General features: G+C 42.5%; 8 protein-coding genes. 6 read left to right on the top strand and 2 right to left on the bottom strand.

What is annotated here, in order from left to right:
• The 6 genes from smc to K1X84_02380 all read left to right on the top strand — a co-directional run.
• Positions 1–3,186 (top strand): chromosome segregation protein SMC (gene smc, locus K1X84_02405; GenBank protein MBX7150464.1); only part of this gene is annotated, 3,186 nt, incomplete at its 5' end.
• Positions 3,187–3,351: 165 nt separating this feature from the next.
• A complete protein-coding gene (gene nth / locus K1X84_02400) occupies positions 3,352–3,993 on the top strand; it encodes an endonuclease III (protein ID MBX7150463.1) in 642 nt (213 codons plus the stop codon).
• 40 nt (positions 3,994–4,033) lie between these two features.
• The gene (locus K1X84_02395) at positions 4,034–7,462 is read left to right on the top strand and encodes a hypothetical protein (protein MBX7150462.1); all 3,429 of its coding nucleotides are present in this window, start codon (positions 4,034–4,036) and stop codon (positions 7,460–7,462) included.
• A gap of 160 nt (positions 7,463–7,622) precedes the next feature.
• Positions 7,623–8,912, top strand: a complete 1,290-nt coding sequence (locus K1X84_02390) for a citrate synthase (GenBank protein ID MBX7150461.1) — start codon at positions 7,623–7,625, stop codon at positions 8,910–8,912.
• 106 nt (positions 8,913–9,018) lie between these two features.
• Entirely contained in the window at positions 9,019–9,456 is a 438-nt protein-coding gene (gene dtd, locus K1X84_02385; GenBank protein ID MBX7150460.1) for a D-tyrosyl-tRNA(Tyr) deacylase, read from the top strand.
• Position 9,457: 1 nt separating this feature from the next.
• Positions 9,458–11,986: a hypothetical protein gene (locus K1X84_02380; GenBank protein MBX7150459.1), complete on the top strand. Its 2,529-nt coding sequence runs from the start codon at positions 9,458–9,460 to the stop codon at positions 11,984–11,986.
• Here K1X84_02380 and uvrA read toward each other — a convergent pair whose 3' ends face one another.
• Entirely contained in the window at positions 11,987–14,731 is a 2,745-nt protein-coding gene (gene uvrA / locus K1X84_02375) for an excinuclease ABC subunit UvrA (GenBank protein ID MBX7150458.1), read from the bottom strand.
• A gap of 91 nt (positions 14,732–14,822) precedes the next feature.
• Positions 14,823–15,902, bottom strand: coding sequence for a lipopolysaccharide heptosyltransferase II (gene waaF, locus K1X84_02370; protein ID MBX7150457.1), 1,080 nt, complete (start codon positions 15,900–15,902; stop codon positions 14,823–14,825).

The raw sequence follows: 15,902 nt of genomic DNA, 5'->3' as shown, positions 1-15,902 counted from the left end.
AAAAAAGTCAATTCCCTAAAACGACAAACTCAAAAAGCTAATCGTTACCAAAAATTATCGACCCAGCTTAAATTCGAAGAAGTGCGGCTTGGCGCATATGAATACGAACAATTTAACACGAAAATCGGTCCGCTGTCTGAAAAGCTTCAAAATCTTGAACTGGTTGCCGAACAATATCTTGGCGAGATTAATAAAAAAGAAGCCGATGTCGAAGAAATGAATGCTGTGCTGATCGGCCGAGAACAAAAACTGCGCGAAGCGCAGTTGGCGCTCGAAGAAATCGACAAAAAAGTCAAAACAATCGAAGAAGAAGTACTGGTTTCGCGCGAGCGAAAGAGCAATCTCGAAGATTTGATCCGCCGTTATTCGGAAGAAAATGCAACGCTGGCTCAACGAAAAGATATTCTTGCATCACGTATCGATGAACTGACGCAATCCGTTCAGGCTGCTGAGGCCACTTACGCTTCCCTTCATCAGGATTTGGAATCTCAAAAAACCGATTATCATGCCTTCGAAGAATCGCTGAATGGACAAAAAAATCAGCTGGAAAATTACCGGAAAGAGCTGGTTCAACTCATAGACGAAACGGCCAAAAAACGGAATTCATACCAACTGACTAAAAATAATATTCAGAACCTCGAACGCAAGATAGCCGAACTTGAGAAAGATATTGAAATTCAACAGACCGATTCCGGCGATACATTGACTCTTTTAGATGAGCAAAATTATTCCAGCAAACAAATGACCGCCAAAATCGAGCAACTCCGTTCTGATGTTGAACAACACCAGAAAATGATGGAAAACCATCGCAACACTCTGGATCAATTGCGTTCACGAAAGGCCGAAGCCGAAGCGGAAATCAAGAGCGTAAATGCACGAATCGCCATCGTACAGAAGGCTATCGAAAACCACGAAGGATTTCCCGGAAGCGTTCAATTTTTGCTTAACGAAAAAACACTTGGTCTCGACAATACTGTTGCCGATATTCTATCCACGGAAGATCGATTTAAAAAAGCTCTGGAAGCGGCTTTAGGGGAAAGCTTTTCATTTTTGATCGGTAACTCGGTTGCGGGCGTTCGCGATGCGTTGATGAAATTGTCCTCATCGGACCACGGTTATGCCACTTTCCTCAATCGCGAAAAATTGCCAGCCGGCGAAACGGCGCGTACATCGCTTGATAAAAGCCAAATTATCGCTTTAGCCACGGAAGTCGTACATTCAAAAGACACCGCGTTAGTTCAACTCCTGATCGGCGATGTCGCTTTCGTTGACAATTTTGATAAGGCGACAGCCTTGGCTGAACAATTTCCTGCCTATCGTTTTGTCACGCTTAACGGCGAAATCGTGAAAGGCAATTACCTGATCAAAGGCAGCGGTAAAAGGAAAGCAACCGGTAGCGTGATCGGACAGCGTGAAACTTTACAACAACTTCTGTCTCAGACGCAACAACTCGAAAAAGAACTTTCAACGATTCAACAGCAAATCATCGAAACCGAACAAGCATTACAAACAGGATCAACTCAGGCCAACACCCTTCAGAGTGCACTTCGCAATGCCGAACAAGAATTAATTCAACTCGAAAAATCTATTTCTCAATTCGAGTATGAACAAAAACGTACTCGTGAAAATGTTACTAAAAATCAAGACAGCATCTCACAGGCACGTCAGGAAAAAGAGCTGTTTCAAGCTACGCTTGATGAAATCGATCCGACTATTCACGAACTGGAACAGCGGCGAACTACACTGGAAGTCAAAACGCGTGAACTTGAATTTCAATTAAATGAATTGGAAAAGCAGCGTCGTGAAAAATTCGATGCCTTGAATCACGTACAATCCACAGCCCTTCGTCTCGAAGGTGAATTGCATAATCACCGTTCGGGCATCGACAATGCCAAACAGCAAATCCTGCAGAATGACGAAACCATTGCCCGCCATTCTTCGGAAAGCGCGGCCGCACAAGCGGAAATTGAACGGATCAACGAGACCGCTACGTCGCATGACATCGCATTGACGGAATTATTACAAACACGCGACAAGAGCGAAAAAAACCGTGATTACGAAAACCAAGAAGTTGCCAAACTCCGTGAAAATGCCGCCAAGATTGATACGGATCTCAAGCGTACGCGACGCCAGCGAGATGAATTGATCAATTCGCGCCACAGCCTTGAACAAGATCACACACAATTAAAATTTGAAATCAGGAATTTATGTGAGCGTATTCAACGCGAATACGATTTCGATCTTACCAAAGATTCTTTTGAGAATCTTGAAACAAGCGCTGTGACGGACGATGAAACCGAGATGGAGGAAACTCCTGCAGAAATTGTCGCCCAGCCGCAAGCCGCGTTTGAATCAGTACAGGAAGAAAAATCCATCGATGATGTTTTAGACGACGATTTACCGGCCGAAAGCCAGCCCGCTGCTTTTGATCCGCTTGCAACCAAAACGCTGATCGATGATATTCGGCGAAAAATTAAAATGCTCGGGCCGGTTAACATGGAAGCGTTCGCGGAGTTTACGGTTGAAAAAGAGCGCCTTGATTTATTGGTACAGCAACGGCAAGACTTACTGGATGCGGAACATCAATTACTCCAAACGATCGAAACGATCAACACGACGGCCCAGAAACAATTCATGGAAGTGTTTGAAAAAATCCGTGAAAACTTCATTAAGATTTTTACCAGTTTATTCGATGCCAGCGAAGCCAATCTGGAATTAGCAAAAAACGAGGATCCGCTTGAAGCCAATATCGATATTCTCGCACGCCCTACCGGTAAAAAAATCCAACATATTGCTTTGCTTTCCGGCGGTGAAAAAACATTAACCGCGATCTCATTACTGTTCGCGATTTATCTTGTTAAGCCAAGCCCGTTTTGTATTTTGGACGAAGTCGACGCGCCGCTTGACGATACTAATATCGATAAATTTACCAAACTCCTTCGTGACTTTTCCAAAGATACTCAGTTCATTGTCGTCACGCATAATAAACGTACGATGGAAGCTGCTGCCAATATTTTCGGTATAACTATGCAGGAAGCCGGCGTATCCAAAGTCGTTTCGGTGAAATTCAGCAACCGCGGTGAAGACACCGATACGGACGACATCGAAGAACTCATCCGTCGTAATCAAGTTGAAGAACTTAATCAAGAAATTAAAGACCCTCCGTCTGCACCTGCCAATAATTAATTCCCAACACCTGAATTTGCCATAGAAAATATTTTTGTGAAGGGATGGTTTACGGTCATTCCGATTTTACCGGAATGCCAAAATTGTTCCGTCATTTTCTTTCAATATTTTAGTGGACACTGTGGAGTCATCTTTCTATATTTTGCCGACCCATTGAATCGTGGCATGGACGATTTGGAAAATAGAAAAATTCGAGCAGTCGCCGTTGTTGAGCTTTTAAAAAAAGAATTCCCGGCGGCACAATGTCGGCTGACGTTCAATTCACCGCTGGAACTTCTTATCAAAACGATCTTGTCGGCGCAATGTACTGACGAACGTGTGAATACGGTTGGCGAGTCTTTGTTTCGCAAATATATTTCCGCAAAAGATTTTGCACAAGCGTCAGTTTTGGAATTAGAAAAAGACATTCGTCCTACAGGCTTTTTTCGCAATAAAGCCCGAAATATCCAGTCGTGTTGCAGGCAACTGATCGAGCGTCATTGCAGTGAAGTACCTTCGACTATGAACGAGTTGATCGCATTGCCCGGCGTTGGCCGTAAAACCGCTAACGTCATTCTCGGTACAATCTTTAATATCCCGGCAGTGGTCGTCGATACGCACGTCATTCGTATCAGCCGATTATTGAAACTAACGACCTTTTCTGACCCTGAAAAAATCGAATCCGACATCATGACGATATTACCTCAGCACGATTGGATCAGTTTCGCACATCTCATGTCGGAACATGGACGAAAAACATGCATCGCAAGACGCCCGGCTTGCCATGCCTGCGTCTTGGTTGATCATTGCCCATCATCACTGATTTAAAATTAAACCAATGATTGCTCGTTTCTGCACATGCTTTCTGATGGTTATTATCGGCTTGCTTCACCCGCTGGCTGCTCAGAAATTTTTTGTTAAAAATTATTCGACGTCCGACGGGCTTCCGCAAAACCAGGTCTATTCGATTCTGCAAGATGATGTAGGATTTATCTGGTTCGGAACTGCCGGAGGACTCAGCCGTTATAACGGACGGACATTTACTAATTACACGAAAGAGCAAGGTCTGATCAGCAACGTTATTCGCGATATTTATCAATCCAGTGATTTAAATTTATGGTTGGCTACCGATGAAGGTATCAGCTGCTATTATACACGTGAAGATTCTTTCGTCAATTACAATTATGCCGATGGCGTCGGTAAAGGCATTGTCAAAAAAATCCTTGAAGATCGCGAAGGCAATTTATGGTTTGCTACAGCCAGCGGTCTGAGTTATCGTAATCACGCTTCGCATATTTTTAAAACAATTACTACGCAAGATGGACTGCCATCGAATGTAACCTATTGCCTTTCTAAAGATTCATCCGGTCGAATCATTGTCGGTACTTTGGAAGGCGTTGCTTTTGTACAATTACTTCAGGATAATAAAATTGTCATATCAACGCTCACAACCAAAAATGGATTAGTCGATAATCGTATCGAGGCTTTATGTTTCGACAGCAAACAGCAACTATGGGTTGGAACGCCACTCGGTTTAAGCCGCGTTGAGAAAAATAGAATTTCAAATTACAGAATGGCGGACGGATTAGCTTATAATTCCGTGCGTTCGATCATCGAAGACAGCCGCGGTTACGTCTGGATTGCGACGGAAAGAGGCATCAGCAGGGCAAAGGTACAAGATGACCGCATCGTCTTTAAGAATTATGACGGACGTCACGGACTCGGCAGCGATCAATTTTATACCGTTATGGAAGATAAAGAAAATAATTTCTGGTTCGGCACGTTCTCTAATGGCGCAAGTAAATTGATCTCAGACGAATTAGTTTCGTTTACTCAATCCGAAGGTTTAGCCGGTGAGGCTATTATCACTCTTGCTAAAACCCGTCAAGGTGAAATTTTAGCGGGAACGAGCAATGGTTTATCAATCCTGAACGACCGTGTTGTTCGGTCGTATACGTCATCGGAAGAGCTCGGTGCTACGAACATCTGGGATATTGAAGTCGATTCTCTGGGTATTTTCTGGCTTGGCACTTATACCGGCCTCAAAGCGTTCATTCCAAAAAATTATCTAGCACAATATCCCAATTTACCTTCAGCCAAACAAACAACCGCATTGAACCTCATTTCTCATTCTGAAAGTATACAGGATTTTTTTTCAATCAATCTTTCCAATTATCCCTCTTTAGCCGGTAATTGGATACCGGACATTTTGGTAGACTCCCGGGAACGTATCTGGTTTGTCAGTATGGATAAAGGCGTGGGGTATATCCGGTTGAAAACTGACGGCAACCTTGATGTAAAATTATTTACAACGCTTGACGGTTTGATCAATAACAACGGCTGGTGCGTGTATGAAGATGCAAAACGACGTATCTGGGTTGGCATGATCGGCGGAGGTCTCGCGTTATTCAATGAAGCAACTCAACGATTCCACTGTTATACACGCTCGGACGGGCTGGCCGATGATCTGGCATTATCCTTATGCGAAGATAATGCGGGCAATTTGTGGATTGGAGGCGAACGTGGAGTCAGTATCCTGGAAATTGATAAAATCCCTCTGCTCGCATCCAATTTTAATATTCGTGACCTCGTGCGCCATTTTTCAAAAAAAGACGGCCTGTCGGACAATACCGTCAATGCTATTGAACGTGATCCGGATGGCACTCTGTGGATTGGTACTAATAACGGACTCAATCACGTAGACCCGGTAACCGGAAAAGTACTGAATATCTACACCAAAAAACGAGGGTTGATTGATAATGAAATCAGTACGCATAATTCATTGATGGTCACAGACAATCTGATATGGATTGGCACCAGTTCCGGCATTACACGTATGTCGACGCGCAGTTCTCAATTTAAATCAATTCAACCACCGGTCGTCTATTTAACACAGATGACGATCGAAGATAAATCGCAAAAACAAACAGAAATACTTTCGCGCAGGGATCTCGATCCCTTTCTTGCGTCCAATGACTCCTCTTTTCTCAGTCATTTGTTTTCCCCGGTACAGCAAGAAGTCCCTTACGAACAGAATAATATCACTTTTGAATTTGTAGGTTTATCATTCAAAGATGAAACCGATGTCGTGTACCGTTACAGGTTAATTGGATTCGACAATGAGTGGTCTGCGCCCAGCCGTGAAAACAAAATTCGTTATACTAATTTGAATAATGGACGTTACGCCTTCGAAGTCATGGCGCAAAACGGATTCGGCGTTTGGAACGAAAAACCGCTGTCAGTTCATTTTACAATTCTTACCCCATTTTGGAAAAGCTGGTGGTTCGTTATATTTATTTTAATGTTTATCGGTTTCAGCGTTTACACCGTTTATCGCTTTCGTATCAGTCTAGTGCATGAGCGTACCGCAGAACTGGAACAAAAAGTAATTTACCGTACCAAAGAGCTAATCAAAGAAAAAGAAAACGTTGAACGGATTTTGAACGAACTCAAAGAAACTCAGATGCATCTGATCCATTCTGAGAAAATGGCTTCACTGGGCCAATTGGTTGCAGGCGTGGCCCATGAGATCAATAATCCGATCGCGTATGTGAAAGCAAATGTCTCCTTACTCGAAAGAAAAGTTGATGACGTGCGGAGAATGTTTCATGCTTTCACCGATATTTTTGATTTTTACGAATTGCTTAAGCATAACGGGGACCCGAAACATTCCGACCTTGCTAAAAAACTCGAAGAAATCGACCGTTTGATTGACGAAACCAAATTTGAAAAATTCCTGAATGAGCTTCCCGACATTGTTTCAGAAATGCGGGACGGCGTTGAGCGAACTCAAAAAATCGTCGAAGATCTCCGGAATTTTTCACGACTCGATGAATCCAATTATAAAGAAGTATCCATCAATGACAGTATCGAAAGCACTCTGAATATTTTGAAAAACGAATACAAAACGCGTGTCAATATTCACCGTGATTATGGAAAACTTCCGCCGATTTACTGTAACCCGGGACACATCAATCAAGTGTTACTTAATTTATTGACCAACGCTTTCCAGGCTATTCAAAATCAGGGCGACGTCTGGATCAAAACAATCGCCGGTACGAATAATATTCTCATCACCATTCGCGACAATGGCGTTGGAATACCAAGAGAAATTCAAAGTAAAGTCTTCGATCCGTTTTTTACAACCAAACCGGTCGGTAAAGGAACCGGACTCGGTTTGTCCATTTCGCTTAAGATTATTGAAAATCATAAAGGTACGATTTTCTTTGAAAGCTCGTCCAGTAAAGGTACTGAATTTAAGATTACACTCCCGCTACGAAAAATCGTTAACGCCTAGCGGCAATTTAACTTGCCTAATGAAATTCCTTTTATTATCTTTGGCCAAGTTCTTAGTACCTCTTTCAGCCAATCATAAATTTGTCTGCTTAATAATTAAATAATTTTCATCTCGATTCAGCCGGGATAAAACTATAAGGCTTAAAATTCAAGGAGCTGCCATGGTAAAGAAAGCCTCCCTTCATTACGATGACAAGACGATGGATTTCCCCATCATCTCGGGCACCGAAAACGAACAAGCAGTTGATATTTCCAAATTACGGTCGGAAACAGGATTGATCACAATGGATCACGGCTACGGTAATACCGGAGCCTGCTCCAGTGCCATCACATTTCTCGACGGAGAAAAAGGTATCCTGCGGTATCGTGGTTATTCCATTCAGGACTTGTGTGAACATTCCAATTTTACCGAAGTAAGTTATTTACTCCTTCATGGAGAATTACCGACACAAACGCAATTGGATTCATTCAAACGCAACATTACGCGCCACACGATGTTGCACGAATCTTTACGCAGCTTGTATGATGCTTATCCCCGCGATGCGCATCCTATGGCATTGTTATCGGCGGTTGTATGTTCACTCTCGACGTTTTATCAGGACTCCATCGATCCGATCAATCATGAACATGTCAATTTGTCGATTTTCAGATTGCTTGGTAAAATTCCTACTATTGCGGCGTATTCTTATAAAAAATCGATTGGGCAACCGTTTATTTACCCCAATAACTCTCTTAGTTATTGTGCAAATTTTCTGAATATGATGTTCGCCGTACCGGCCGAACCGTACGAAGTGGATCCCGAAATCGAAAAAGCACTTGACCTGCTCTTTATTCTTCATGCAGACCATGAACAAAACTGTTCGACATCCACCGTACGTCTCGTCGGGAGCAGCCATGCCAATTTATTTGCTGCTATCTCGGCCGGCATTTGTGCGTTATGGGGACCTTTGCATGGAGGCGCCAATCAGGAAGTACTTGAAATGCTCAAACATATTCATGAAGACGGCGGCAATGTTAAAAAATATGTCGACATGGCCAAAGATAAAAATTCCAATTATCGCCTCATGGGATTCGGTCATCGCGTATATAAAAATTTCGACCCTCGTGCCACCATTATTAAAAAGACTTGTGACAAAGTTTTAAATAAGCTCGGAATCCATGATCCACTGCTTGATATTGCTCATCAGTTGGAAGAAGTAGCGTTGAAAGATCCGTATTTTATCGAGAAAAAATTATATCCGAACGTGGATTTTTATAGCGGCATTATTTACAAAGCCATGGGATTCCCGGTTGAAATGTTTACCGTGCTGTTCGCCATCGGACGTATGCCGGGTTGGATAGCGCAATGGAAAGAAATGATGGAATCCAAAGATACACGCATCGGCCGACCGCGCCAGATCTATACGGGATATAACGAACGTAAATATGCATTGATCTCCAAACGCGGTTAACAAATTCCGATTTGCAGAAGGTAGAATCGCTATTATTTTACTGATTAACTTTTATGACCATAAACCCCGAACCAAGTTCGGGGTTTTATTTTAAAACGGAGATCTTTTGAGAATTGTTGCTCAACGCGTCAGTCACGCCAGCGTTTCGGTCGATGGACAGATCGTCGGTCAGATTGGAATGGGTTTGGTCCTGCTCATCGGATTTCGGGAAGGTGACACGGAAGAAGAACTGGCATTTTGGGCCGATAAATGCGTACACCTTCGCATATTCAACGATCCAGATGAAAAAATGAATCTATCCTTACTTGACGTCGGGGGAGAAATTCTTGCTGTCTCGCAATTTACAGTTTATGGAGATGCACGAAAGGGACGACGGCCAAGTTTCATTGATGCAGCAAAGCCGGAAATTGCAGAACCTTTGTATGTGCAATTTATTGAACTACTTCGTCAAAAAGGCATCCACGTTGCAACAGGAATTTTCGGTGCACTGATGGAAGTGGAAATTCACAACTCGGGCCCCGTAACGGTTATCCTCGAAAAATAATATGCGCGATCACTTTAAAATTATTTTCCTGTTATTAATCTTCACTGGAATGCTTTATTCCCAGGAATCGCGCGCCGATAGCCTCATCATTTTTCCCGATACATCTAAAACGGATTCCTCGGCGGCAATAAAAGCCTTGCAGGATACCGCCAGCGGAGGCGTCGATACGCTCATTTTTTATGGCGCTGATACAACCGAAGGTACGTTGGATAATTCAACGGTCATTCTCAAAAATAACGCATGGGTCAAATACCGTGGCATGGAAATTCGTGCCGCGCGCATCACTATGATTCAGCCTCAACGTCTTATGATCGCCGAAGCCGTACCCGATTCTGTCGATTCACTCGGAACTGTCATTACTTATAAAGGAGTTCCGGAATTTAGTGAAAATGGCGAAGCATTTCGCGGTAATAAAATGGAATATAATTTTGATACACGCCGCGGCCGGGTGATCATGGGCGAAACCAAGCTACAGGATGGATTTTACTACGGACAAAATATTCGAAAGATCGGTGATAATACTTTGTACGTCCAAAATGGACGTTTTACCACATGTGAGGCACACGATCCGCATTTTTATTTTCAAACTAAAGAAATGAAAATGATCGTGAAAGACAAAGTCGTTGCCAAACCGATTATTTTGCATATCCATGAAGTGCCGATTTTCGCCATTCCATTCGGAGTATTTCCCAATCGATCAGGTCGCGCATCCGGGATCACACCACCCTCATACAATGAAACGCCACGCGAAGGAAAGCAGGTACGAAATTTTGGATATTACTGGGCTCCCAACGATTACTTTGACGCGCTGTTACAAGTGGATTTTCTTGACAAAGCAGGCTTTCTTGTTCATGGAGGCTCGCGCTATGCCAAACGATACGAGTACACCGGCAGTTTTCAATTTTCGCGATCGTCTTTGAGTTACATTACGGGTGAAAAAACGAATTTATGGAGCGTCGACATCACACATAACCACACGCTTTCAGAACGATCCAATTTAAATGCTGATATCCATTACGTCAGTAGCAAAAATTTTTATCAATTTACAAGCATCAACCCAGATCAGATTCTCAATCGCCAAATCCGGACCAACGTTAGCTACAACACAACTTTCGACTGGGGCAGTCTTTCAGCAAATCTTTCGCAATCTAAAAACCTGGATAACGGTCAGCGCGAACTTACATTTCCCAATATTTCAATTACCAAATCGTCGGCAGCCATTTTTCCAAAAAATGAAAAAGACAAAAATAAACCCGATGAATGGTATCAGTCAATCCGCTACAGTTATAGTTCCAATGCGCTACGGAGAGAAACTCAAGCCAATGACAGTGCAGTAGTGTTGAGCGCTGTGGGAATGAATCATACGGCCGGTATCAGCGCACCGTTTAAAATTTTAAAATATTTTAATCTTACGCCCAGTGTCAATTTCCAGGAAACATGGCTTGACAGGCGTTCGGAAAATTTCCGGTACACAGCAGACAATAAAGCCGTATCCGATACAGTCCGTGGTTTTTTTGCGCGTCACACCTTCAATGCCAGTGTATCGTTTTCGACCAAAGTGTACGGTGTAATGAATCCCCACTTGTTCGGATTAGAAACCTTCCGGCACGTCATGACTCCGAGTGTGAGCCTGACTTATCAACCCGATTTTTCTTCGAAACAATGGGGATATTATGAAACCGCCAGAGATACGGCCGGAAAAAAAATAAAATACGATCGCTATAGCGGCAATATACTTTTCGGTGGAACGCCTCAAGGAAGGTCTTTATCATTAGGCGCTAATCTTGGCAATGTTTTTCAAGCTAAATATCTTACGAGCTCATCGGATTCAACAAAAAACAAAGAGCCCGTTGAAAAGAAAATTGATCTGTTGAATTGGAATAGCAGTATCAGTTATAATTTCGAAGCGCCGGAATTCAAACTCTCGCTCTTGAGTTCGTCATTTACGTTAAGCAATGATCTCGCAAAACGCGTCAGCTTGACACTTAATGTAACGCATGATTTTTATCGCTTTGACCGTACTCTCAATCGTCGTGTGAACGATCTTGTTAAAATTCCCAGATTAGTCAATGCATCTTTGACATCAGGTTTTGCTCTCGGTGGTGGCGATCAATCTAAACCACAGGTTGAACCTCAGGAAAATAATTTGCCGGTTTACAATCAACGATTACCGGTCACAAATACACTGCCGGTTGATGTGCCCTGGAGTGCCCGATTCGACCTCAACTACGATATTAACAAGAGTAATCCGAGTAATGTGACGAAAACGTTTGGTATGAATATGAGCGGGAGTATTAAAATATCGCAGAACTGGCAGGCCAGTTATTCTGCCCGTCTGGATATTTTGAAGAAAGATTTGATCAGCCAGACTTTTTCATTTTCGAGGGATTTGCATTGCTGGGAAATGCGATTTGATTGGACGCCGAACGGACCGGCCGCAGGTTATTTTTTCATCGTTCAAATAAAATCTCCTACTCTGCGCGATATCAAATTACAGAGAACCGATTACGGCAGCCGGATTTTTAATTAATTATTTTAAATACTCTTTTAAATAATAACCGGTATAGGAACGTTCGTTTTGAATAATTTCTTCAGGCGTTCCCATTGCAATCACCTCTCCGCCTTTATCGCCGCCTTCCGGCCCTAAATCGATAATATAATCAGCACATTTGATCACATCGAGATTATGTTCGATAACAAGAATCGAATTACCACTGTCAAGAAGCTTATTAAAACTGATCAATAATTTGTTTATGTCTTCAAAATGTAATCCGGTCGTTGGTTCGTCTAAAATATACAACGTATGTTCTTCCTTGCGATCAGCCATATGCGCAGCAAGTTTCACACGCTGAGCTTCACCGCCAGAAAGTGTGTTAGCCGACTGCCCTAATTTTAAATACCCGAGCCCAACATCGTCTAGTACTTGCAGTTTAGCTACAATTTTTGGAAACGCCTTAAAGAATTCAATGGTTTCTGTAACCGTCATGTTCAGCACATCAAAAATATTTTTCTCATGATAATGTACCTCCAGAACTTCTTTTTTATAGCGCTGACCTTTACATTCTTCACAGACTAAAGCGACGTCAGCCAGAAATTGCATTTCAACCAGAATTTCGCCGGCTCCTTCACATTCTTCACAACGTCCGCCGGGTACATTGAATGAAAAAGTTCCGGATTTGTATCCTCGTAATTTGGACATTGGTACATTGGCAAACACGTCACGGATCGCATCAAAAACTTTAATGTAGGATGCAGGATTACTTCTTGGAGTTCGTCCAATCGGATGCTGATCGACCATTTCAACGGCACGGATATTTTTAATGCCTTTGATATCCTGATGGCGACCGACTTTACCTGACCACATTCCCAGTTTACGCATGGCACCGGCATATAAAACGTCATGCACCAGTGTTGATTTACCAGAACCGCTAACACCTGTAATACACACAAACATTCCCAGCGGAATTTTGGCATCTACTTGTTTTAAATTATTTTCAGCAGCGCCGATGATTTGAATTGATTGACCATTTCCTTTACGGCGTTTGGAAGGTACTATGATGCCTTTTTTTCCTGAAAGATATAATCCTGTAAGTGATTGCTGATCTTTTATGATTTGTTTAATATTTCCTTGGCTGACAATTTCTCCGCCGTGCACACCCGCTCGCGGTCCCATATCGATAATTTGATCGCATTGACGCATCATATCGCGATCATGCTCCACAACAACCACTGTATTGCCGATGTTGCGCAGGTTTTGCAAAATGCGAATCAATTTATCATTGTCGCGTGAATGTAGACCGATGCTGGGTTCGTCCAGAATATACAACGATCCCACCAAAGACGATCCTAGCGAAGTTGCCAAGCTGATTCGTTGCGCCTCACCGCCGGAAAGAGTGCCGGCCATACGGCTGCACGTTAGATAACCCAATCCAACATTTTTGAGATAAGTCAGCCGTTTATTGATTTCTTCCAAAGCGCGGCGCCCGATCTCAACATCCATCTCTGACAATTTCAAATTCGAAAAAAAACTATGGGCTTCCAAGATGGTCATGTTATGAACATCATGAATCGTACGACCATCTATTTTTACAAAATTGGCATCCGGTCTTAAGCGAGAACCGCTGCAATCGGAACACGTTACGTAGCCGCGATATTTACTAAGAAGCACGCGAACGTGCATTTTGTATGTTTTTGTATCCAACCAACCAAAAAATTCTTTAATACCATCAAATCCGCTGCCGCCATTCAAAACTTTTTGAAATTGTTCTTTCGTTAAATCTTTAATGGGCACGTCGAGCGGGATATTATTTTTTTTTGCATTTTTTTCCAAACGCTCTTGAAAATCCGCATACCCATCCGTTGTCCAAGGTTTGATGGCGCCTTGTTTCAACGTTTTGGCTCTGTCCGGTATGACCAGATCCATATCGATTTCAATTTTATTGCCAAAACCCTGGCAATGCGAACATGCACCGTACGGATTATTGAACGAAAACAGACGCGGCTCGGGCTCGATAAATATTCGTCCGCATTGATTACATTCAAATTTATTTGAAAAATTCAGATCGGCGCCGTCCAGCAAACGAATAACAATTCGTCCGTCACCGCCATTAAATGCCGTCTCGACAGAATCCGCCAATCGCGAGCGATTTTCTTCGTTCACAACAAGTCGATCGACGAGAATTTCCATCTTTTTCGATTTTAGAATTTTCTTTACGGCAGCGGCATCGTCAAATGTCTGAATTTCATCATCGATAATGACACGATTAAAGCCTCTTTCACGAAACTCCAAAATTTTCTTTTCATCGACGGACGATTGAAATAAGACATAGAGCTTGGTTCCCTCCGGATAAGCCATGATCGTCTGAACAATACCGGACACAGTGTCTTTCCTGACTAAGATATTACAATCAGGACAAAAAGTTTTTCCTATGCGCGCAAATAACAATCGAAAGTAATCGTAAATTTCCGTCACTGTTCCGACTGTCGATCTCGGATTTTTGGCTAATGTTCGCTGCTCGATAGCTAACGCCGGGCTAATGCCTTTAATGTGATCGACATCGGGTTTATCCATACGCTCCAGAAACTGACGCGCATACGTCGATAACGATTCGACGTACCGTCGCTGACCCTCTGCATACAATGTATCAAAGGCCAGTGAAGATTTGCCGGAACCGCTGACACCGGTAATGACCACTAATTTGTTCCGCGGGATATTCACGTTAACGTTCTTGAGATTGTGAACGCGAGCTCCGCGAATTTCGATAAACTCTTCCATGTTTAATCTGTTATGAATTGAAGAAGCCGAGCAATATAAATCAATAATAGAAAAAAGTCAGGAAATTTTTTATAAGGCCGGAGAATTTGAGTTAATTGGCAGAATTAGTTAATCCTTTAATTCCATAAGGACTGTCGAGCAGTATTTGTTTGACTTGTTCCAGGGTAACATTTTTAACATCGTTTCCATTCCGAATCACAGTATGATTATTTCCATAAGGACCAATATGGCGGTCGTCTTTCGGGCCGAAAATCGCAAACGTTGGCACCTTTACCGCTGTGGCTAAATGCATGATACCGGAATCGTTGGTGACAAAAAAGGAACATTTTTTAATAACGGCAGCCGTTTCTTTTAAAGTACATTTTCCGGCAACGACGACTGGAATCGAGACCATCTGAGATTTTATTTTTTGAACATCGGACATTTCATCTTTGCCGCCAACGATGATCACTTGAACACCTATTTCTTTTTGAAGCCAATCGGCAAGTTGGGCATAACGTTCTGTTGGCCATCTTTTAAACGATGCCGATGGATTGCACCCAGGATGAAAGCCGACCGTTGCTTTACTTTTATTGAAGTTTGACTCCGATAATTTTTTTTCAGCACTCACCGTATTTTGTTCCTGAAGATATATTTCTGGGAAATGATTCCCGAATTTTGTAGAAACATTTAAACGACTTAACAAATCACCATTGCACTTAATCCGGTGACGCCCTTCGGGTATATCGGCTATTTGATGAAACAAAAAATCGTAATTGCGAAAACCATGGTGAGGCGAACGGTGTTTGATGAGCAGCGGAATATTTGCAAAATAAGGAACGAGTATCTGAAGAATCGTATTACTCGGAATTAAACCAATATAGGCATCGTACCGCTCATAGCGTAATTGCCGTATAAGTTTTATCGATTGCCAACCCCGCTCCAACAAGAAAATTTTTCGGATTCCCGGATGACTCTCAAGAATTTCCGCTGTAGGACCGCTGCATAAGACATCAATCATGGCATTTGGAAAAGCTTCATTGAGCGCTCTCAAAAAAGGTATCGCCATCAGTGCATCACCAATGCCGGAAGAGACCTGAATTAAGAAAGTACGTTTAGTAATAACGAGTAGATGTTTCCGGGAAAAAATGTGATAAAGTTTAATTACAAAATAGAGAAGAAGTTTAAACAT

The sequence above is a fragment of the bacterium genome (assembly GCA_019695335.1).
GTDB lineage: Bacteria > CLD3 > CLD3 > SB21 > SB21 > JABWBZ01.
Note: the sequence above shows the minus strand (reverse complement) of the source record. Positions and strands in the feature narration are given on the sequence as shown.

Excerpts from the sequence above, each read along its gene's own strand:
- nth (MBX7150463.1), top strand. The coding sequence starts at position 3,352 with ATGGACGATTTGGAAAATAGAAAAATTCGAGCAGTCGCCGTTGTTGAG.
- K1X84_02395 (MBX7150462.1), top strand. The coding sequence starts at position 4,034 with ATGGTTATTATCGGCTTGCTTCACCCGCTGGCTGCTCAGAAATTTTTT.
- K1X84_02390 (MBX7150461.1), top strand. The coding sequence starts at position 7,623 with ATGGTAAAGAAAGCCTCCCTTCATTACGATGACAAGACGATGGATTTC.
- K1X84_02380 (MBX7150459.1), top strand. The coding sequence starts at position 9,458 with ATGCGCGATCACTTTAAAATTATTTTCCTGTTATTAATCTTCACTGGA.
- uvrA (MBX7150458.1), bottom strand. The coding sequence starts at position 14,731 with ATGGAAGAGTTTATCGAAATTCGCGGAGCTCGCGTTCACAATCTCAAG.
- waaF (MBX7150457.1), bottom strand. The coding sequence starts at position 15,902 with ATGTTTAAACTTCTTCTCTATTTTGTAATTAAACTTTATCACATTTTT.